Below are 18,364 nucleotides of genomic sequence, written 5' to 3'. Positions count from 1 at the left end.
GAAGGAGACCACTGCTCATGAGTGACACCACCACCCCCGGCGCGATGACCGAGGAGCAGAAGGCAGCCCTGGTCCGCTCCACCCGCCGGCTCGACCTGCGCCGCATCCTCGGCGGCCTGTTCGTCCTGTACGGCGTGATCACCACCATCGTCGGGATCGTGCACTGGAACACCGACCCCGAGAAGACCGGCGGGATCCACATCAACCTGTGGGTCGGGATCTCGCTGCTCGTCGGCGGCGGGTTGTTCTTCCTCTGGGACCGCCTGAACCCCGTGCCCGCCGAGGACATCATCGGCCAGGCCGAGGCCGAGGCACACCAGCGTGCCGCGGGCGAGGGGCGCGAGCTGGCCTGAGCCCGTCTGGCTCGGGCGTCCCCGGCCGACGCAGAACGACGAAGTCGCTGTCGCACGACAGCGACTTCGTCGTTTCCGCCCTCGTCGTCGGACGCCCGTACCGGTTGGTTCCCCCACGAAACGGTTGCGCGCTGATCCAGCTGGGTCCAGGTTGAGCGGAACGAAAGGAACCGCCATGGAAACGATGGTCTTCATCAACCTGCCCGTCACCGACCTCGAGCGCTCGAAGGCGTTCTACGAGGCGCTCGGGTACTCGATCAACCCGGCGTTCAGCGACGACACCGCGGCGTGCGTGGTGGTGAGCAACACGATCTCCGTCATGATCCTGACGACGGCGAAGTTCGCGGACTTCACCGACAAGACGATCGCCGGTCCGGACACGATCGAGGTCATCAACTCGCTCAGCGCACCGTCGAAGGAGGACGTCCACCGTGTCGTCGACGCCGCGGTGGCAGCCGGCGGCACCGAGGACCGCCCGGAGATGGACCTCGGCTTCATGTACCAGCGGAGCTTCACCGACCCGGACGGACACCGCTGGGAGTACGTGTGGATGGACGAGCAGGCGACGCAGGACGATCCGCCCGCCGAGTGAGTCCCGGGGTGTCGGCGGCGCCCGCCAGGATGGTCGCATGAGCACCGAGCCCGTCGACGCCCCGCCCGTGCCCGACCTCGTCACCGGTGACGATGGCCTGGCCCGGCCGGTCTGGGCGTCGTCGGACGACCTGCTGCGCGCCTACTACGACACCGAGTGGGGCATGCCCGTGCGCGATGAACGCGGGGTGTTCGAGCGGCTGTCGCTCGAGGCGTTCCAGTCCGGCCTGTCGTGGCGCACGATCCTGGCGAAGCGACCGGCGTTCCGTGCAGCCTTCGCCGACTTCGACGCCGACACCGTCGCGGCCTTCGGCGAGGACGACGTCGAGCGGCTGATGGCCGATGCCGGGATCGTCCGGAACCGCGCGAAGATCCTCGCGACGATCACCAACGCGAACGCCACGATCGCCCTGCGGCAGGACGGCGGGCTCGCCGGCTTCGTGTGGTCGTTCCGGCCGACGACCACGCCCGAGCCTCGGTCCTCCGCCGAGGTCCCGACGAAGTCGGACGAGTCCCTCGCGCTGTCGAAGGCGCTGCGGAAGCGCGGCTTCGCCTTCGTCGGGCCGACGACGATGTACGCCCTGATGGAAGCGCTCGGCATCGTCGACACCCACCTGGTCGGCAGCCACCGGCGCGGGACCTCGGGCGTCTGGAACTGACGGCCGAGCCCACGAGAACGAGAGCGCCGGGACTATGGTCACGACATGGCCGACGAGATCCGGATCGCGTTCCTGCTGTTCCCGCACCTGACCCAGCTGGACCTGACCGGTCCGGCCCAGGTGCTCAGCCGCGTGCCCGGCGCGCGCGTCGAGTACGTCGCGGCGACGCTCGACCCCGTGCCGAGCGACTGCGGCCTCGCGCTCGTCCCAACCGTGACGATCCAGGATGCAGGCGCCGCGGACGTGCTGGTCGTCCCCGGCGGTGACGGTGCCTTCGACGCGATGCTCGACCCGGACGTCGTGGCCTTCGTCCGGCGCCAGGCCGAGGACGCCACGTGGATGACGTCGGTGTGCACCGGGGCCTTCGTGCTCGGCGCCGCCGGGCTGCTCGCCGGCCGACGCGCGACGACCCACTGGGCCTCGAAGCCGATGCTCGAGGCCTTCGGTGCGCAGCCGGTCGACGCCCGGATCGCTCGGGACGGCGCCGTCGTCACCGCCGCCGGGGTGAGCGCGGGCATCGACATGGCGCTGTGGCTCGCGGCCGAGCTCGCCGGACGCCCCGCGGCCGAGGCGATCCAGCTGCAGATCGAGTACGACCCGCAGCCACCGTTCGACCACGGATCAGCCGAGCGCGCCGACGCCGTCGTCATCGCCCGGGCCCGTGCAGCAGCCGAGGAATCGCGCGGCGACCGGGTGACCCGCGCCGCCGCAGCCGTCCTGCGCTGACGCGGACCTCCACACGGTCACGAATCCCCGCTGGTCTCCGCCGAGTGGTCACGACACGTCGTTCCGGGCGCGGCCAGCCGACACTTCGTGACCGCTCGGGGCCATGCAGGCGGGGGGTGTGACCGGCGCCGCGCCCGCGGCTGTCCTGCGCTAGCGCAGCGGCTTCCGCATCTGCGCCGACGTCACCTGGTACCCGAGGGCCGCGTACAGCTCCTGCGCTCCCGTGTTGTAGCCGAACACGTTCAGCCCGATGCTCGTCGCACCGCGTTCGGCAGCGGCGCGGTGCCCGAGCTCGAGCGCGCGACGGGCGTGCCCGCGACGCCGGTGCGCCTCGTCGATCTCGACGTCGAACACCCACCAGTCGGTGCTGCCCGTCGTGAACGGCCCGATCCAGAGCGACCCGACGACGGTGTCGTCCTGGTCGAGGACCTCCCACACCAGGTGGCCGTCAGCGGGGGAGCCGTCCGGGAACCAGCGGTCCCGCGACTGCTGCTCGTTCGCCTCGGCCTGCTCGCGGCTCTCGCCCGCCTGCATCCGCGACTCGACGTACTCGGCCATCGTGCGGTGGAGCCAGGCCGGGAGGCGCGTGGCCGGCATCGCGACGAGCCGCGTGTCGGTCATCGGTTGCCCTTGGAACCCCGGCTCGGCTTGCCGCGCATCTTGCCGCGTCCGGGCGTGGGCCCCTTGCCGGTGTTGGACTTCTTGCCGGCGCCGGACTTGCCGCTGCCGGGTGACTTCGCCTTGGCCTTGCCGCCGGAGCCGCCGGCGCCCTTGGACCCCGACGCACCCGACCCGCCGGACCCACCCGACGCGCCCTTGGCACCCGAGCCGGCCTTGGCGCCGCCACGAGCCGGACGCGAGTCGTCGTCGCCGTCGCGATCCGGGCCTCCTGGCTGGCGCGAACTGTTGGCGGTCCGCCCGCGCACCACGCCGATGAACTCCTCGGTGGTCTCGGTGGCGTCCTCGTCCCGCCAGACCAGCGCGATGCGCGTGCCCTCGGCGTCCATGAGCGGACGACCGACCAGGTCCTTGCGGCTGGCGGCGCGGAACAGCGACTGGGGGAGCACCACGACGCCGACGTTCGCCTCGACCAGGTCGAGCGATCCGTCGATGTCGGCGGGCACCGGGCCCGCGTCGATCACGTGGACCTCGGCGTCGGCGAGGTCGACCTCGGCGAGTTCGGCGAGGGGGGAGTCCTTGGGCATCGCGACGACGGCCGTCTCGGTCCAGAGCGGGATGGCGTTGTGCCGCTCGGACACGGGCATGCGCGCGAAGACCATGTCAGCCTCGCCCGCCAGCGTGTCGTCGACGTCGTCGGCACCGATCGGCCGCAGCCGGAGCTCGATGGAGGGGAAGCGATCCCGCCAGACACGGGCCCACTTTGCGGGGGAGACCCCCGGCACGAAGGCGATGGTGAGAGCCGCGGTCATGCAGACGAGCATAGGGGCCGTACCCTTGTCCTCATGGCGCAGGAACAGACCATGAAGCCCGAGACGGCTGCGAAGAAGCTCGGCATCTTGCTGACGGCCGCTCCGGAGTCCTTCCAGAGCGCTCCCCTCACCCGGACCGCCTTCGACGAGCTCCGGACCGAACCCCCGACCTGGCTCGAGGACCTCCGACGCGACGGCCCGCACCCGCGACCCGTCGTGGCGCAGAAGCTCGGCATCTCGATCTCGGGTCTGAGCCGCGCCGGGATCGACGACGCGCTGACGACGGCGGACATCAAGACGCTGCTCGAGCAGAAGCCCGAGTGGCTCGTCCGCGAGCGTGCGACGCAGGCCGCCGTGCACGCCGAGAACGCCCGCGTGAAGCAGGAGCGCGCCGCCAAGGCCGCTGCCCGCGCCGAGGACTGACCCCACCCGCACCACTCCGCCGCACCGAGGACGCCCCACGTGCACGAGACCGTCGCCGACGCCATGCTGGTCGTGCCGCAGTTCGCGTCCGTGTGCTGCATCGTCGGTGACCGCTACCGGCCGCGTCCGGGCGTGATCGTGCCGGCGGGCGTGATGCTCGTCGCGATGCTCATGCCCGTCGTCGACGCCGGCGCCGTGTGGACCCTGTTCGCCGCCACCCTGCTGCTGTTGCTCGCACCGCTGCCCGTCATGCGTCGACGCCGCGCCGACGGCCGCCGTGCGGAGCCGATGGACGTGCACCGCGCGCTCTCCGCCGTCGTGATGGCGGGGATGCTGCTGATGGGCCACGCCTCGGGCGTCGCCGGTGACCACGCCGGGCACGGCATCGCGCTGTCCGCGGTGCTCGGTGCCGGCGTGATCGGCTACTGCGCCTTCAGTGGCTGGCTGCTCCGGTACGAGTGGGGGCGCGAGGACCGGCGAGCCGTCCGCAGCGGCGAGGTCTTCGCGATGACCGTCGCCGTGGTCGGCATGACCCTGGCGATGTAGCCCAGCCCAGCCCGCGCCGGCAGCAGCGGCTGCGCCGGCAGCGGCAGCGGCTGCGCCGACAGCGACGGCGGGAGCGGGTGCGTCAGTCGCGCGCGGCGCTGTCCGCCGGGGCGTCCGCCGCGTGCGTCACCCGCTGCTTGGCCGCCTGGATCGTGTCCTTCGGCACCGGCGGTACCCCGCGCCGGATCCCGCGCAGGCCGACGACGAACAGGATCGCGGTGAGGATCGCGAACGCCGCGAACGTGATCCCGGTCGCCGCCCACAGCGGCAGGGCCAGGGCCAACAGCGCCACCGCGAAGCCCGCCAGTGCGACCAGGGTCGTCAGGGCGAACCCGACGGCCACCCCGGTGAGCACCAGCCCGGTCTTCGCACCGCTGGCGCGCTCGCCGATCTCCCGCCGCGCCGAGGCGACCTCCTCACGTACCGCGCGCAGCACCGGCTCGAGGGCCTTCTGCACGAGTCCGGCGGTCACGGTGTCGCGGAACGACGGCCGGCCGGGTGCGGTGGTGTCGTCGTGGTCGGTGCTGCTCATGAGGGTCTCCTGTCCGGGCGCGGCGGTCCGCGTCCCCTGACAGGACGCGACCGACCCGATGATCGTCACGCCGCCGCGCGTGCGTGCGGTGCGTTCCCAGGTTGTGCAACGGACGCGGAGGCCCGCCCCGCGTCGACGACGCAGGACGGGCCTGGCGGGGTGGCCGGGTCCACCGCGCTACTCGGTGACCTCCTCGAGGTCGTCGATCCCGCGGGCGGCAGCCGCTGCGCGGCGCGCACGCATCGACGGGGCGACGAGTGCTGCGAGCACGGCCACGACCGCGACCCCGGTGCACGCCCAGAACCCGATCGTGAAGGCGTCGTCGGTCGGCAGACCCTGCGGCGTGCTGTGCGAGGTGATGAGCGCGGCGATGACGGCGGTGCCGACGCTCGAGCCGATGGTGCGGACGACCGTGTTGGCGCTGATGGCCTCGCCGGTCTGGTTCGCGGGGACGCTCTCGATGATCGCGTTCGAGCAGGCTGCCAGGGCCATGCCGATGCCGATGCCGGTCAGGACGCCGGAGGCCACCACCTGCCACAGCTCGGCGTGTGCGATGGCTGGCAGCACGAACGCGGCGACGATGGCGAACCCGCCGATGAGCATCGGCGGCTTCGGGCCGACCTTGCGCACCAGGACGCCGGCGATCGGCCCGGCGACCACCATCATCACGACGGTCGGCAGCAGGAAGAGCCCGGCCTGGGTGACGTCCTTGCCGAAGCCGTAGCCGAGCGCCGTCGGGAGCTGCAGGAGCGTCGGGACGAGGACGAAGGTGCCGAACATCGCGAACCCGAAGACCAGTGCGACGACGTGGGCGGTCCAGACGCCGCGGACGGCGAAGAGCCGCACGTCGATGAGCGGCTCGGCGACCCGCAGCTCGACGAGGACGAACACGACCAGTGCGACGGCGCCGAGGACCAGCAGGCCGATGGTCTTGGCGTCGCCCCAGCCCCAGGTCTCGCCCTCGCTGACGGCGAGCAGGATCGCGACGAGCGACACCGCCAGGACGAACGTGCCGGCCGTGTCGAGGCGTCCGGGCTTCCGCACGGGGGACTCCGGCATGCCGAAGACCGCCCCGAGCAGCGCGATGACGACGAGCACGGCGGGGAGCCAGAACAGCCAGTGCCAGGACAGGTGCTCGACGATGGGTCCGGCCGCGACGATGCCGACACCGGCACCGATCCCGAAGATCGCCGACAGCAGACCGATCGTGACGCTGACCTTCTCCTTCGGCAGCTCGTCCCGCACGATGCCGATCGACAGCGGCATCACGGCACCGGCGGCGCCCTGCAGTGCCCGCCCGACGATCAGCACGCCGAGGTTCGGCGCGAGGGCGGCGAGCACGGCCCCGACGAGCAGGATCGACAGCACGACGATCAGGACCTTGCGCTTGCCGATCATGTCGCCGAGGCGACCGAGGATCGGCGTGAGCACCGAGGCGGAGAGCAGGTAGGCCGTGAGCACCCAGCTCGTCGCACTGGTGGAGGCGCCGAGGTCCTGTCCGATGGTCGACAGCGCCGGGGCGACCAGCGACTGCAGGACCGCGAAGGACAGGCCGCCGAGGGACAGGGAGACGATGATCGCCGTGCTGTTCGGCCGGCGCCCGTTCGTGGTGGGGTGCGAGCCGGTCCGTGGGCTCTGCATGGTGTCGGTCATCGTGCTCCGTGTCCTCGTGGTCGATGGCGATGTAAACAACTGCTGACATCACGAGCGTACGCGGGAACGACCGCATGTCAACGCTTGCTTACATCCCTGTGAGGACCGCTAGGCTGCGCTCCATGAGCAAGGACGCCGCGGCCACCCGACTCCTGCTCGTGCAGGCCGCCCGCCGACGGTTCGCCTTCGACGGGTACCGCGCGACGACCGTGCGCGAGATCGCCGGGGACGCCGGGGTCAACGTCGCCCTGATCAACCGGTACTTCGGGTCGAAGGAAGGGCTGTTCCGCGCCTGCCTCGACCGCGTCGTCCGTGACCTGGGCGCCGAGGAGACGAGCGAACAAGGGCTCGAGCGGGCGCTCACGGGGATCATCACCCACATCGTGCGGACGCCCACCGACGACGACTCGCTGCAGCTGATGCTGCTGCTCCGGTCCTCCGGCGACGACGGTGCCGACGCCATCCGCCGCGAGACGCTGCGTCGCTACGCCGAACGGCTCGCGGGCACCGTCGGCGGTGCCGGGTCCGACGCGCTGCTCGTCCGGGCCGAGATCGCGCTCGCGGTGGTGCTCGGGATGTCGATGCTCCGGCAGTCCACCGCGGTGGAACCCCTGGCATCCGCCGCCGACGCCGTCGTGTCGGCGGCGCTCGAGGACGCCCTCCGCGCCCTGCTCGCGCCGCCGCGGTAGCGTCGAGGGGTGTCCGACCGACCCGCACGTCGCCCCGACCCCGCTCCGCGCCTGGACGAGGTCGACGAGCGCATCCTCTGGACCCTCGCCGCGGACGCCCGGATCCCGAACAACCGGCTCGCGGCCGCGGTCGGCATCGCGCCCTCGACGTGCCTCGCCCGGGTCCGTGCCCTCGAGGACGCCGGGGTGATCCGCGGCTACCGGGCCGAGGTGGACGTCGCGCGCCTGGGGTTCTCGATCGAGGCGATGGTGTCCGTCCGCGTGCACGCCGCCGCTCGCCACGAACTGCGGGACTTCGCGAAGCGCCTGCTGCGGGTGCCGGTCGTGCAGGACGTGTCGTTCCTGGCCGGGGACAAGGACTTCCTCGTGCACATCGCGTGCGAGTCGACCGAGCAGCTCCGGGACTTCGTCGCCGACGAGCTCAGCGGTGACCCCTCGGTGGCGACGACACAGACGAACATCGTGTTCGAACGCCTCGTCGCCGACCGCGCCGCCCAGGGCCGCTCGTTCGACGAACTGCGGCGCTGGCGGGCCTGAGGCACGAACCCCGCGTCAGGGGCCCCGGGGCAGTAGCTCCGGGTCAGCGCTTCCGCGTCATCGGGATGTGCGGGATGCGGTCCTCGAGGTACTCGTCCCCGGAACGCACGAATCCGAAGCGGCCGTACCACTGCTCCAGGTGGGACTGGGCGCCGAGGGCGATGCTCGGCGAGCGCGACTCGGCGATCGCCGCCTCCATGAGCTGCCCGGCGAGTCCCTGCCCGCGGGCATACTGCGCGGTGGCGACCCGGCCGATGCGCTCGGTGCCGTCGGGCTCGCGGAGCAGACGCAGGGTCGCGTCCACCGAGCCGTTGCCGGCCCAGAACTGCACCGTCCCCGGCTCGAGGTCGCGGCCGTCGATGTCGCCGTACGCGGCCTCCTGCTCGACGACGAAGACATCCTGCCGGAGCCGCAGGATCTCGTGCAGCGTGACGATGTCCAGGTTGCGGGTCGGAGCGTTGAAGATCGAGACCACGGACGGCCCTTCCTGAGTATTTCTTCCGAAACAGGGTGTGTTCCGGACCGGATCGGCGTACATTGCCGATCAACCACTCTACGTGCGCAGCCGAGATCAGGAGGTGAGCGCATGGACAACCCGTTGCGCGCACCCTGGCGCGCCGCACTCCGCATCGTCCTGCTGGGCGTCGGGACCCTCGCTGCCCTCGTGCTGCTGTCCCTGCTGCTCGGCGCGCGCCCGGCATCCGCCGCCACGACCGCCCCGCCTGCTGCCGAGCAGCGCGGACTCGTCGGCAACGTGGTCGAGGGCGTCGGTGGCACCGTGCAGGGGGTGACCGGCGAGGTCGGCAAGGTCGTCGGCGGCGTGACGGACCCCGTCCGCAAGGCCGTCGTGCCGGCACCCGCGGCACCGGCACCTGCTCCCGCAGCCCCGGCACCGGCACCGGCAACATCGGCGCCTGCTCCCGCAGCCCCGGCGCCTGCCGCGGTCCCCGCCGCACCTGCTCCCGCCGCTCCCGCGCCTGCCGCCCCGGCCCCGTCGAGCCCCGCTCCGGTCGCCTCCACACCGGCTGCCCAGCCGACCACGACCGCCCCCGCGGCCGACCCGGCCACGCGCCCGGTGCGACAGGTCGTCGACCAGGTGACCAGTGCCTCCCGGCCGGTCACCGACACCGTCGCGAACGTCCTGCGTCCCGTCACCGGCACCGTGGAACACGTCACCGGCGCACGCCCCGTGACCGCCGTCGTCGACACCGTCGACGACGTGGTCGGCAGCGTCCCGGTGGTCGGGACGGTCCTCGGCGACGACACCCTCGGCACCGTCACCGGTCCGGTCACGGGCCTGGTCGACGACACGCTCGGCTCGGTCGGCACCACCGTCGGCACCGTCCCCGCCGTGGTCGAGGGCGTCGTCCCGTCCGTCGGCGGCGCCCTGCCAGGAGGCACGGATCCCGTCGTCGACGTCCCAGCACTCCCGGTGGGCGGCGGCTCGAACCCGCCCGCCGGGCCCGTCCCGTCGGCGCCGGTCGCCGACGTCCCCGTCCGGCACGGAACCGCGCCCGCGCAGGGCACCGCGGTGTCCACCGCTCCGGCTCGTGTCGGCACCGGCGACGAATCGGGTGCTCGCTCCGGCGTGTTCGGCTCGCCCGACCACGCCGTTGCGGCGACCCCTGCGGCGCCGGCCGGCCCGGTGCTCGCAGCCGTCGACGTGCAGGACGCGACCCTCGGCGGCCACGCGCTGCTCCTCCCCGCGGACGGCGACGGCCACGGGGTCCCGTTCGACGGCACCGACGCCGGCGTGCTCGGTGGCAGCGCCTCCACGAACTCCGGCGGCGCAGCTGCCGTCGGCATCGTCGGTACGACCGACGACATCGTCTCCCTCGCCGCGGGGTCTCGCGGCACGCTCTCCGACGACGCGGTCCCCGCATCGGTCGTCGGCGAGCACGACGTCGCCCCTGACTGAGATCGGTGCGCCTGCCCGGCACGGCAGGCACGCACACATCCCGGCTGCGTCCGCGGTCGGTGACGATCTCGATCAGGGAGTACGACCATGAACAAGTACGTCTCCAGAGGGCTCTGGTTCGCCCTCTTCGTCGGCGGGCTCACGCTCGGCGGCACGGCTGCGGCGAACGCGGCCACGACCTCCGGTGCCGACGGCACCGTCTCGGGCACCCAGGTGGCGCCCTCCGTGGACGCTCCGGTGTCCCTCGGCGGCAACGCCATCGGCGTGCTCGGTGACGCGGTGACCACCGTGACCGGCTCGGCCGGCGCTGCCCCGGCCCCGGCGGCTGCTCCGGCGCCCGCCGCCGTGTCCCCGAGCACCTCGGGCGAGGACGGCACGCTCTCCGGCACGCAGGGGGTGCCGGACGTCGCAGCACCGGTGACGGTCGGCGGCAACGCCGTGGCCGTCGGCGGCGATGCGGTCTCGACGAGCGCCCCCGCGGCTGCCCCCGCGGCTGCTCCGGCTCCGGCCCCGGCGCCGGCGGCTCCCGCTCCGGCCCCGGCGGCTCCCGCTCCGAGCACCTCGGGGCAGGACGGCACCGCCTCCGGCACCCAGGTCGCCCCGACCGTGACGGCCCCGGTGACGGTGTCCGGCAACGGCATCGGCGTCCTGGGTGACGGCACGTCGACATCGACCGCCCCCGCGGCGACGGCACCGACGGCCCCGACGGCCCCGGCCGCCGAGGCCCCGGCAGCGCCGACCACCTCGGGAACCGACGGACTGCTCTCCGGCACCCAGGTGACCGGTCTGGTCGACGTCCCGGTGACGATCGGTGGCAACGGCATCGGCGTCCTCGGTGACGGCAGCTCGACGAGCACGGCTCCGGCCGCAGGTACGAGCACGGGCACCGGGACCGCCGCGGCGGCCGGTGGCTCGACCTCGGGTTCGGACGGGACGGCCTCGGGCACGCAGGTGTCCCCGGTGGTCTCGATCCCGGTCACGGTGGCGGACAACGGCATCGGACTGCTCGGGACGGGTACCTCGGCGAGCACGGCTCCGGCCGCAGGCACGAGCACGGGCACCGGGACCGCTCCGGCCGCCGGTGGTTCGACCTCGGGTTCGGACGGCACAGCGTCGGGCACGCAGGTCAGCCCGGTCGTCGCCGTCCCGGTCACCATCGGTGGCAACGGGATCGGCATCGTCGGTGACGGCACGAGCACCGGCACGACGGCTCCGGCCACCGGTACCGGCTCCACGACACCGACGACCGGCGGCACGACCTCCGGCGACGGTGGCCTGCTCTCCGGCACCCAGGTCACCCCGGTGATCAGCCTGCCGATCACGATCGGCGGCAACGGGATCGGCATCGTCGGTGACGGCACCAGCACCACCCCCGGCACCGGCACCGGCACGGACCCCGGGACCAACCCGGGCACGGACCCCGGCACCGACCCGGGCACGGACCCCGGTACCGACCCCGGCACGGATCCCGGCACCGACCCCGGGACCGACCCGGGAACCGTCCCCACCGGGACGGACCCCGGAACCGGCACCGAGCCCGGCACCGTGACCACCCCCGTGGGTGTGGTCGACGTCGTCGAGCCGACCCGGGCCTCCACAGCGGGCGTGGCGACCACCACGACCGCCGCCACCAGCGGGGTCCGGACCAGCGCCGGGACCGTCGCGGCGGCCGCCGCGGCCGGTGACGGCCAGCCGGAGCTCGCGTACACGGGAGCCGGCTCGCCGGTCCTGCCGGCCGGGTTCGCGCTCCTGCTGCTCCTCGCCGGAGCCGGCACGCTCGTGCTCCGTCGCCGGCACTGACCGCCGGGTGATCGAGGGGCGTCACACCGTGGCGCCCCTCGTCACCGTGCCCGGGGAGACCTCCGGTCACGTCGGCGCATCGGATGCGTGTGCAAGTTCCGACGGACCGCTCGTCGATCGACTCGTGGATCGTCGCGGTCTGGACGACGGACACCGCGGACGCAGGACCCGTCCGGGGGAGACGCCCGGTTACGACGGCGCTCACGAGCAGAGCGCGGCCGTCAGCGGCCTGGGGTATCGTTCCGACTACGCAAGCGCTCCGGGGTCGGTGGAAATCCGAGCCGGTGGTGACAGTCCACGAACTGACGACGGGTGCGAACCCGCCAGATGTTGACCCGGTGGAAATCCGGGACCGACGGTGAAAGTCCGGATGGGAGGCGCGCTGGGCGGACAGGACGACCCCACGACCCGTGGGGTGCGACCCGTCCGTCGATGCCGACGATCGTCGAACGCCCCCGGAGTCCCGTTGAGAGGACACCAGTGTTCACCGGCATCATCGAGGAACTCGGCACCGTCACCGCCGTCGAGCAGCAGGGCGACTCCGTCGCGCTCACCGTGCACGGCCCCGTCGTCGTGCAGGACGCCCGGCACGGCGACTCGATCGCCACGAGCGGTGTCTGCCTGACCGTCGTCGAGCAGACCCCCGAGACCTTCACCGCCTTCGTCATGAAGCAGACCCTCGACATGAGCGCCCACGGCACACTCCGGGTGGGGGACCGCCTGAACCTCGAGCGCGCTGCGTCGGTCGGCGACCGCCTGGGCGGACACATCGTGCAGGGCCACATCGACGGCACCGCCGCGGTGCTCGAGACCTCCGACGGCGACGGCTGGCGGCGTGTGCGGTTCTCGCTCGCGCCGGCGCTCAGCCCGCTCGTGGTCGACAAGGGCTCCGTCGCGCTCGACGGCGTCTCGCTCACGGTCAGCGCCGTCTCCCCGGAGGACACCCACCCCGACGCCGCCTGGTTCGAGGTGAGCCTGATCCCCGAGACGCTCGAGGCCACGACGCTCGGGCTCCGTGTGCCGGGTGACCGGGTGAACGTGGAGACCGACGTGCTGGCCCGGCACGTCCGCCGCATGCTGCGGCTCGACGCCGCGGCGCAGTCCCTCGAGACCGCCGCGCAGCCGCTCGAGACCACCGGATCGGAGGCCCGGTGATGGTCGCCGAGGCCGGCACCGTCCCGCAGGCGCTCGGCTCGTCGAGCATCGAGACCGCGATCGCGTCGATCGCGGCGGGCCGCCCCGTCATCGTCGTCGACGACGAGGACCGTGAGAACGAGGGCGACGTCATCCTGTCCGCCGAGCTCGCGTCGCCGGAGTGGATCGCCTGGACGGTCGCGCACTCGTCCGGGTTCATCTGCGCGCCGGTCAGCACCGAGATCGCCGACGCGCTCGACCTGCCGCCGATGGTGGCGCACAACGAGGACGTCCGCGGTACGGCCTACACGGTCACCGTCGACGCGGCCGTCGGTGTGACCACGGGCATCAGCGCCCACGACCGCGCCCGCACCCTGCGGGTCCTCGCCGACCCGGACTCGGTGCGCGACGACCTGCACCGACCCGGCCACGTGGTGCCCCTGCGCGCCCGACCGGGTGGGGTCCGCGAGCGCGCCGGGCACACCGAAGCAGCGATCGAGCTCGTCACCGCGGCCGGACTCCGTCCCGCTGCGGCGATCTGCGAGATCGTCGACGAGGACGGCAGCATGATGCGACTGCCGGCGCTCGTCGCACTCGGGGCGCGCGAAGGCGTGCCCGTCATCACCATCGCTGCGCTCGCCGAGTGGCTGGACGCGGCAGACCGGGCGGCGGCAGCGACTGCCGCGCCCACGGAAGGAACGAAACGATGAGCGGAGCAGGCGCGGCGGACCGCGACCAGGTCGACGGCACCGGGATCCGGGTGGCCATCATCGCCGGACAGTGGCACGACACGATCGCTGCGGGACTGCTGGCCGGGGCGCAGCGCGAGGTCGAGCGGCTCGGGGCGACGGCCGACGTCATCCCCGTCCCCGGCAGCTTCGAGCTGCCCGTGGTCGCGAAGACCGCGCTCGGCGCCGGTTTCGACGCCGCGGTCGCGCTCGGCGTCATCATCCGCGGTGGCACCCCGCACTTCGAGTACGTCTCGGGCGCCGCGACGACCGGGCTGACGCAGGTCGCGATCGACACCGGCAAGCCCGTCGGGTTCGGTGTGCTCACCCTGGACGACGAGCAGCAGGGCCTCGACCGTGCGGGGCTGCCCGGCTCCAAGGAGGACAAGGGCGCCGAGGCCGCCCACGCCGCGATCAGCACCGCGGTGACGTTGCGGTCGCTGCGCGTCCTGGCCTGAGCCGCTCTCGGCCTGACGCTCCACGCAGAACGGCCCCGCACCGGTGAGGTGCGGGGCCGTTCTGTCTGCGCTCGTCGAGCGGCTGCGCCCGCTAGCGCTTGCCGAACACGTGGATCGGCAGGAAGAAGGAGAGGCTCATCAGGAGCACACCCGCCATGAAGACGAAGGCCTGGCCCGACTCGACCTGGAAGGCGAACCCGAACAGGTACATCGACACCAGCAGCAGCAGGATCGAGAAAACAGCGGCGATGACGCGGCCCACGGGATACCTCCGGGTGTCGACGAGTGGATCGTTCCCCAGTCTATCCCCAGCAGGGGGTGTGCCGGTTCACGCGCCGGGTCGGGTCGCGATCAGACGGTCGACGACGGCGAGCAGGGTCTCCATGTCGACGCTGCCGCGCTTCGGTCGGACCTCGCTCGCGGCCCCGAGTGAGGCCTGGTGGTACAGCCCGTCGCCGAGGAGCTTGACGGCCTGCGCGGTCGGCTCGTCACCCAGGGCGTCGACGAGTGTCGTGAGCCAGGCGTTCTCGGTGTCGTCGAGGGTGCGACCCGCCTCTTCGTAGCCGGCCTGCTGCAGGCGGCTCGCGGCGAGCAGGGCGAGGTCGAGCTCGCTGCCGACGAACAGGCAGTTGCGGACGAAGTAGCGCGCGGCGCCGTCCTCGGCGTCCTGCATGCGCTCGACGTCGATCGCGGACAGGTCCGACAGCCGTTCGCAGAGCCCCTCGACCAGGGCGGCCTTCGAGCCGAAGTGGTAGAGCAGCCCACCCTTCGAGACACCGGCGCGCGCGGCGACGGCGTCGAGGGTGGCGGGGCGCTCGCCCTCTTCGCACACGATGGCGACGAAGCTGTCGAGGACACGGTCGCGGGCACTGGCCATGCCGAGAGTCTAGGAGCAGTTCCCGGGGGCGCGGACGCCAGCACGGCCGCAGTCGCCGTGAACGCTCACGAAGTGCCGTGTGCCCGTTGCTGATCGCGCCCGCAGGGGCTACGGTCGGAGCGACCGTGAAGGTTCACGAGACGACAAGGATCCGCATGTCAGCGCAGACGGCGAACACCGCCACCACTCCGACCCCGACCACCACGGACCGCCCCTGGTGGGCCGTCCTCGGCCCCGGCGGCATCGCCCGACGCTTCCTCTCGCAGCTGCCCGCCAGCGGGGGCGTCCTGGTGGCGGCCGGCAGTTCCTCGACCGAACGCGCACAGGTCTTCGCCGACGAGGCTGCCGGGTACGGGTTCGCCGACGTGACCGCCGGCACCTACGACGAGGTCCTCGCCGACCCGCGCGTCGACGCCGTCTACGTGTCGACCGTGCACACCGGGCACGCCCGGCTCGTGCTCGCCGCACTCCAGGCCGGCAAGGCCGTGCTGTGCGAGAAGCCCCTCGCCGTGAACCACGGCACCGCGATGGCGCTGACCGATGCCGCTCGCCAGGCCGGCCTGCCGCTCGTCGAGGCGTTCATGTACCGCTTCCACCCGCAGACCGCGGCGCTGGTCGACCTGGTCCGCGACGGCGTGATCGGCGACGTGACCCACATCGACGCCTCGTTCGCGTTCCGGACGGGGGAGCGCACGGGGCGGCTGTTCGACGTCGACACCGCCGGCGGCGGGATCCTCGACGTCGGCGGCTACCCGGTGACGATGGCCGCGGCGATCGTGCAGGCCGCCACCGGGGTCGCGGTCGCCGAGCCCGTGGACCTCACCGCCACCGGCACGCTCGGACCGACCGGCGTCGACGAGTGGACGGTGGCGCAGCTCACCTACAAGGGCGGGGTCACGGCCTCGGTCCGCACCGGCGTCTCCGTGCAGGACGACAACGCGGTGTCGGTGTACGGCACGCGCGGCCGCATCGTCCTCACCGACCCCTGGACGCTCGGCGACGACCCCACGATCGAGATCCGCACGGTCGACGAACCCCCTCGTTCGCTTTCCTTCGCGGGAGAGCACCCCTACGCCCGAGAGGCCGACGCCACCACCGACGCCCTGCGTGCCGGTGCGGTCGAGGCAGCGCAGATGACCATCGACGAGACCCTCGCCACCGCGCGCACGCTCGACCGGTGGCGCGCGGCGATCGGCCTGCGCTACCCGTTCGAGGCCGAGTCCGCCGACATCCCGACGGTGTCCGGCCGACCGCTCGCCGTGCAGGACGGCAACCCGATGCGGTACGGCGAGGTGCCGGGGGTCGGCAAGCGGATGTCCCGCCTGGTGATGGGCGTCGACAACCAGCCCGACCTGGCCCACGCCAGCGCGATCTTCGACCTGTTCGTCGAGCAGGGCGGCAACGTCTTCGACACCGGGTACATCTACGGCGGCGGGGTGCTCGAGGGTCGGCTCGGGAAGTGGATCCAGAACCGGGGGATCCGCGAGGACGTGGTCGTCATCACGAAGGGGGCCCACACCCCGCACTGCGACCCGGAGTCGATCACCCGGCAGCTGCTCGAGAGCCTGGACCGACAGGGCACCGACTACGCGGACATCTACATGATGCACCGGGACAACCCGGACATCCCGGTGGGGGAGTTCGTCGACGTGCTCGACGAGCACCGTCGTGCCGGCCGCATCCGCGTCTACGGCGGCTCGAACTGGACCCCCGCACGCTTCGACGAGGCGAACGCCTACGCCCGGGCCAACGGGAAGCACGGGTTCGAGGTCCTGAGCAACCACTTCGGTCTCGCCGAGGCGTACGACGTGCCGTGGGACGGCTGCGAGCACGCGACCGACGCCGCGTCGAAGGCCTGGCTCGAGGAGCGCCAGGTCCCGCTGCTGCCGTGGTCGTCGCAGGCCCGCGGCTTCTTCACCGGCCGCGCGACGCCCGAGGACACCAGTGACGCCGAGCTCGTCCGCTGCTACTACTCGGACGACAACTTCGAGCGGCTCCGGCGTGCACGCGAACTCGGGGAGCAGTTCGGCGTCCCGGCGACGGCGATCGCCCTGGCGTACGTGCTCCACCAGCCGTTCCCGACGTTCCCGCTCTTCGGACCCCGTACGATCGCGGAGGCCCGGTCGTCCATGACCGGCCTCTCCGTCGACCTCACCCCGGAACAGGTGGCATGGCTGGACCTCCGCGCCTGACCCCGGGCGGCCGCGCGACGATCATCGACGTCGCCGCGGCCGCCGGGGTGTCCCGGCAGACCGTCACCCGCGCGATGAACGGCATGTCCGGCATCAGCGCGGCGACCAAGGACCGCGTGCTCCAGGCCGCGGCGGCGCTCGACTACCGGCCGTCGCGGTTCGGCCGCGGGCTCGTCACCGGCGGCGACCACCAGCTCGGACTCGTCGTCAACGACCTGCGGAACCCCTACGCCCCCGCGCTCGCGTCGGCGGTGCTCGGCCTGGCCGCCGCTCGCGGGTGGAACGTCATGCTCGCGGACGTCGGGCTCGCGAGCGACTCGGACCGGATGGTGGAGTCCCTCGGCGCGCAGACCGACGTCGTGATCGGCTACCTCGGGTCCCGGGCGCCGGAGTGGATCGAACGGCTCGGCTCGGTCCCCGTCGTCGAGCTCGACCCCTCGGGCCCGGTGACCCGCGCCGCGGTCCGGATCGACCCGACCGCCGCGATCGAGGACCTCGCCGACCACCTCGTCGACACCGGGGTGAAGCACCCCGTCGTGCTCGACGCCGCCGCCGACGGTGTGCCGAGCCAGCGGGGGGAGCGCATGGTCGCGGCGCTGCGGCACCGTGGGTACCTGCCCGACCTCGTCATCGCGTCCGTGCCCACCGCCGAGGCCGGTGCCGAGCAGACCGAGCGGATCCTCGCCGAGCACCGCCGTGTGGACGCGGTCCTGGCGTTCAACGACGTGCTGGCCCTCGGCGTGCTGTCGGCGTGCCGTCGTGCCGGCGTCGACGTCCCCGGCGACGTCCGCGTGGTCGGTGTCGACGGCCTGCCGCTCGGGACGCTCGTCGCGCCGACACTCACCACGCTGGCCGTCGACCTGGACGAGGTCGCCGGCCAGGCCCTCGACCTCGCGCTCGGCATGCTCGCGGGCGAGCTGCCGCGCTCCGGCGCGGCCGTGGAGCGCACGGTGCGACACCGGTTGCTGCTCCGCGAATCGGCGTAGGTCCGAGAACGCGACCAGAGGACGGCCCGACGGCAGACGGCACGACCGCCACGGGCCTCCCGGCCGTCGTCAGTTGCACTTGCAACCAAAACCGTCCGGACGGTACACTAACGGAGTCCTGACGGGGCGCGT

The 18,364-nt window shown here is 72.9% G+C and carries 22 protein-coding genes and 1 riboswitch; of the genes, 15 read left to right on the top strand and 7 right to left on the bottom strand.

Annotation, left to right across the window (positions count from 1 at the left end):
* Window positions 1-17: 17 nt before the first annotated feature.
* The 4 genes from BOSE127_RS07790 (at window position 18) to BOSE127_RS07775 (ending at window position 2,329) form a co-directional block, all read left to right on the top strand.
* Window positions 18-353, top strand: a complete 336-nt coding sequence (locus tag BOSE127_RS07790; protein ID WP_017888543.1) for a hypothetical protein — start codon at window positions 18-20, stop codon at window positions 351-353.
* Window positions 354-528: 175 nt separating this feature from the next.
* Window positions 529-945 carry a VOC family protein gene (locus BOSE127_RS07785; protein ID WP_017888544.1) on the top strand — a complete coding sequence of 139 codons (417 nt, stop codon included), beginning with the start codon at window positions 529-531 and terminating at the stop codon, window positions 943-945.
* Window positions 946-982: 37 nt separating this feature from the next.
* The gene (locus tag BOSE127_RS07780) at window positions 983-1,603 is read left to right on the top strand and encodes a DNA-3-methyladenine glycosylase I (protein WP_017888545.1); all 621 of its coding nucleotides are present in this window, start codon (window positions 983-985) and stop codon (window positions 1,601-1,603) included.
* Window positions 1,604-1,648: 45 nt separating this feature from the next.
* Entirely contained in the window at window positions 1,649-2,329 is a 681-nt protein-coding gene (locus tag BOSE127_RS07775; protein WP_017888546.1) for a DJ-1/PfpI family protein, read from the top strand.
* Between the two features lie 150 nt (window positions 2,330-2,479).
* On the opposite strand, the gene BOSE127_RS07770 is transcribed toward BOSE127_RS07775, so the two are convergent.
* Both BOSE127_RS07770 and BOSE127_RS07765 read right to left on the bottom strand, forming a co-directional pair.
* Window positions 2,480-2,950: a GNAT family N-acetyltransferase gene (locus tag BOSE127_RS07770; RefSeq protein WP_017888547.1), complete on the bottom strand. Its 471-nt coding sequence runs from the start codon at window positions 2,948-2,950 to the stop codon at window positions 2,480-2,482.
* On the bottom strand, window positions 2,947-3,759 hold the full coding sequence (locus BOSE127_RS07765) for a LysR family transcriptional regulator substrate-binding protein (protein WP_159556791.1): 813 nt from the start codon (window positions 3,757-3,759) through the stop codon (window positions 2,947-2,949). The genes BOSE127_RS07770 and BOSE127_RS07765 overlap by 4 nt, the downstream gene beginning before the upstream one ends.
* Window positions 3,760-3,792: 33 nt before the next feature.
* On the opposite strand from BOSE127_RS07765, the gene BOSE127_RS07760 reads away from it, so the two are divergent.
* Window positions 3,793-4,182, top strand: coding sequence for a DUF5997 family protein (locus tag BOSE127_RS07760; RefSeq protein WP_017888549.1), 390 nt, complete (start codon window positions 3,793-3,795; stop codon window positions 4,180-4,182).
* 39 nt (window positions 4,183-4,221) lie between these two features.
* Window positions 4,222-4,728: a hypothetical protein gene (locus BOSE127_RS07755; RefSeq protein ID WP_017888550.1), complete on the top strand. Its 507-nt coding sequence runs from the start codon at window positions 4,222-4,224 to the stop codon at window positions 4,726-4,728.
* An 82-nt stretch (window positions 4,729-4,810) separates the two neighbouring features.
* Here the strand turns inward: BOSE127_RS07755 and BOSE127_RS07750 are convergent, their stop codons facing one another.
* Entirely contained in the window at window positions 4,811-5,260 is a 450-nt protein-coding gene (locus BOSE127_RS07750) for a phage holin family protein (protein WP_017888551.1), read from the bottom strand.
* Between the two features lie 177 nt (window positions 5,261-5,437).
* Window positions 5,438-6,913 (bottom strand): MFS transporter, encoded by a 1,476-nt coding sequence (locus BOSE127_RS07745; protein ID WP_052481698.1) that lies wholly within the window; start codon window positions 6,911-6,913, stop codon window positions 5,438-5,440.
* Window positions 6,914-7,035: 122 nt separating this feature from the next.
* On the opposite strand from BOSE127_RS07745, the gene BOSE127_RS17440 reads away from it, so the two are divergent.
* Window positions 7,036-7,602: a TetR/AcrR family transcriptional regulator gene (locus BOSE127_RS17440; protein WP_042538093.1), complete on the top strand. Its 567-nt coding sequence runs from the start codon at window positions 7,036-7,038 to the stop codon at window positions 7,600-7,602.
* Window positions 7,603-7,611: 9 nt separating this feature from the next.
* The gene (locus BOSE127_RS07735; protein ID WP_017888554.1) at window positions 7,612-8,139 is read left to right on the top strand and encodes an Lrp/AsnC family transcriptional regulator; all 528 of its coding nucleotides are present in this window, start codon (window positions 7,612-7,614) and stop codon (window positions 8,137-8,139) included.
* Between the two features lie 43 nt (window positions 8,140-8,182).
* On the opposite strand, the gene BOSE127_RS07730 is transcribed toward BOSE127_RS07735, so the two are convergent.
* Window positions 8,183-8,614 carry a GNAT family N-acetyltransferase gene (locus BOSE127_RS07730; RefSeq protein ID WP_159556789.1) on the bottom strand — a complete coding sequence of 144 codons (432 nt, stop codon included), beginning with the start codon at window positions 8,612-8,614 and terminating at the stop codon, window positions 8,183-8,185.
* Between the two features lie 111 nt (window positions 8,615-8,725).
* On the opposite strand from BOSE127_RS07730, the gene BOSE127_RS07725 reads away from it, so the two are divergent.
* The 5 genes from BOSE127_RS07725 (at window position 8,726) to ribH (ending at window position 14,177) form a co-directional block, all read left to right on the top strand.
* A complete protein-coding gene (locus BOSE127_RS07725; RefSeq protein ID WP_201300440.1) occupies window positions 8,726-10,057 on the top strand; it encodes a hypothetical protein in 1,332 nt (443 codons plus the stop codon).
* 87 nt (window positions 10,058-10,144) lie between these two features.
* Window positions 10,145-11,857, top strand: coding sequence for a hypothetical protein (locus BOSE127_RS07720; RefSeq protein ID WP_159556787.1), 1,713 nt, complete (start codon window positions 10,145-10,147; stop codon window positions 11,855-11,857).
* 251 nt (window positions 11,858-12,108) lie between these two features.
* Window positions 12,109-12,243: riboswitch (FMN riboswitch) on the top strand.
* Window positions 12,244-12,337: 94 nt separating this feature from the next.
* Window positions 12,338-13,012, top strand: a complete 675-nt coding sequence (locus BOSE127_RS07715; RefSeq protein WP_017888556.1) for a riboflavin synthase — start codon at window positions 12,338-12,340, stop codon at window positions 13,010-13,012.
* Window positions 13,012-13,701, top strand: coding sequence for a 3,4-dihydroxy-2-butanone-4-phosphate synthase (gene ribB, locus BOSE127_RS07710; protein ID WP_017888557.1), 690 nt, complete (start codon window positions 13,012-13,014; stop codon window positions 13,699-13,701). The genes BOSE127_RS07715 and ribB overlap by 1 nt, the downstream gene beginning before the upstream one ends.
* The gene (gene ribH / locus BOSE127_RS07705) at window positions 13,698-14,177 is read left to right on the top strand and encodes a 6,7-dimethyl-8-ribityllumazine synthase (protein WP_017888558.1); all 480 of its coding nucleotides are present in this window, start codon (window positions 13,698-13,700) and stop codon (window positions 14,175-14,177) included. Before ribB ends, ribH begins: the two co-directional genes overlap by 4 nt.
* 91 nt (window positions 14,178-14,268) lie before the next feature.
* On the opposite strand, the gene BOSE127_RS07700 is transcribed toward ribH, so the two are convergent.
* Together BOSE127_RS07700 and BOSE127_RS07695 are read right to left on the bottom strand one after the other, a co-directional pair.
* Entirely contained in the window at window positions 14,269-14,439 is a 171-nt protein-coding gene (locus tag BOSE127_RS07700) for a hypothetical protein (protein ID WP_017888559.1), read from the bottom strand.
* A gap of 66 nt (window positions 14,440-14,505) precedes the next feature.
* A complete protein-coding gene (locus BOSE127_RS07695) occupies window positions 14,506-15,054 on the bottom strand; it encodes a TetR/AcrR family transcriptional regulator (RefSeq protein WP_017888560.1) in 549 nt (182 codons plus the stop codon).
* Window positions 15,055-15,209: 155 nt separating this feature from the next.
* Here BOSE127_RS07695 and BOSE127_RS07690 point away from each other — a divergent pair, with 155 nt between their 5' ends.
* Window positions 15,210-17,246 (top strand): aldo/keto reductase, encoded by a 2,037-nt coding sequence (locus tag BOSE127_RS07690; RefSeq protein ID WP_159556785.1) that lies wholly within the window; start codon window positions 15,210-15,212, stop codon window positions 17,244-17,246.
* Window positions 17,225-18,232, top strand: coding sequence for a LacI family DNA-binding transcriptional regulator (locus BOSE127_RS07685; protein ID WP_042538087.1), 1,008 nt, complete (start codon window positions 17,225-17,227; stop codon window positions 18,230-18,232). Before BOSE127_RS07690 ends, BOSE127_RS07685 begins: the two co-directional genes overlap by 22 nt.
* Window positions 18,233-18,364 lie beyond the last annotated feature (132 nt).

The organism is Curtobacterium sp. 8I-2 (genome assembly GCF_902506155.1).
In the GTDB taxonomy this organism is placed as follows: Bacteria; Actinomycetota; Actinomycetes; order Actinomycetales; family Microbacteriaceae; genus Curtobacterium; species Curtobacterium poinsettiae.
The sequence above is the reverse complement of the archived record's forward strand: the minus strand, read 5'-3'. Positions and strand labels throughout refer to the sequence as shown.

What these genes read in the sequence shown, in the direction of transcription:
- BOSE127_RS07790 (WP_017888543.1), top strand. Translation starts at nt 18, where the DNA reads ATGAGTGACACCACCACCCCCGGCGCGATGACCGAGGAGCAGAAGGCA.
- BOSE127_RS07785 (WP_017888544.1), top strand. Translation starts at nt 529, where the DNA reads ATGGAAACGATGGTCTTCATCAACCTGCCCGTCACCGACCTCGAGCGC.
- BOSE127_RS07780 (WP_017888545.1), top strand. Translation starts at nt 983, where the DNA reads ATGAGCACCGAGCCCGTCGACGCCCCGCCCGTGCCCGACCTCGTCACC.
- BOSE127_RS07775 (WP_017888546.1), top strand. Translation starts at nt 1,649, where the DNA reads ATGGCCGACGAGATCCGGATCGCGTTCCTGCTGTTCCCGCACCTGACC.
- BOSE127_RS07770 (WP_017888547.1), bottom strand. Translation starts at nt 2,950, where the DNA reads ATGACCGACACGCGGCTCGTCGCGATGCCGGCCACGCGCCTCCCGGCC.
- BOSE127_RS07765 (WP_159556791.1), bottom strand. Translation starts at nt 3,759, where the DNA reads ATGACCGCGGCTCTCACCATCGCCTTCGTGCCGGGGGTCTCCCCCGCA.
- BOSE127_RS07760 (WP_017888549.1), top strand. Translation starts at nt 3,793, where the DNA reads ATGGCGCAGGAACAGACCATGAAGCCCGAGACGGCTGCGAAGAAGCTC.
- BOSE127_RS07750 (WP_017888551.1), bottom strand. Translation starts at nt 5,260, where the DNA reads ATGAGCAGCACCGACCACGACGACACCACCGCACCCGGCCGGCCGTCG.
- BOSE127_RS07745 (WP_052481698.1), bottom strand. Translation starts at nt 6,913, where the DNA reads ATGACCGACACCATGCAGAGCCCACGGACCGGCTCGCACCCCACCACG.
- BOSE127_RS17440 (WP_042538093.1), top strand. Translation starts at nt 7,036, where the DNA reads ATGAGCAAGGACGCCGCGGCCACCCGACTCCTGCTCGTGCAGGCCGCC.
- BOSE127_RS07725 (WP_201300440.1), top strand. Translation starts at nt 8,726, where the DNA reads ATGGACAACCCGTTGCGCGCACCCTGGCGCGCCGCACTCCGCATCGTC.
- BOSE127_RS07720 (WP_159556787.1), top strand. Translation starts at nt 10,145, where the DNA reads ATGAACAAGTACGTCTCCAGAGGGCTCTGGTTCGCCCTCTTCGTCGGC.
- ribB (WP_017888557.1), top strand. Translation starts at nt 13,012, where the DNA reads ATGGTCGCCGAGGCCGGCACCGTCCCGCAGGCGCTCGGCTCGTCGAGC.
- ribH (WP_017888558.1), top strand. Translation starts at nt 13,698, where the DNA reads ATGAGCGGAGCAGGCGCGGCGGACCGCGACCAGGTCGACGGCACCGGG.
- BOSE127_RS07695 (WP_017888560.1), bottom strand. Translation starts at nt 15,054, where the DNA reads ATGGCCAGTGCCCGCGACCGTGTCCTCGACAGCTTCGTCGCCATCGTG.
- BOSE127_RS07690 (WP_159556785.1), top strand. Translation starts at nt 15,210, where the DNA reads ATGTCAGCGCAGACGGCGAACACCGCCACCACTCCGACCCCGACCACC.
- BOSE127_RS07685 (WP_042538087.1), top strand. Translation starts at nt 17,225, where the DNA reads ATGGCTGGACCTCCGCGCCTGACCCCGGGCGGCCGCGCGACGATCATC.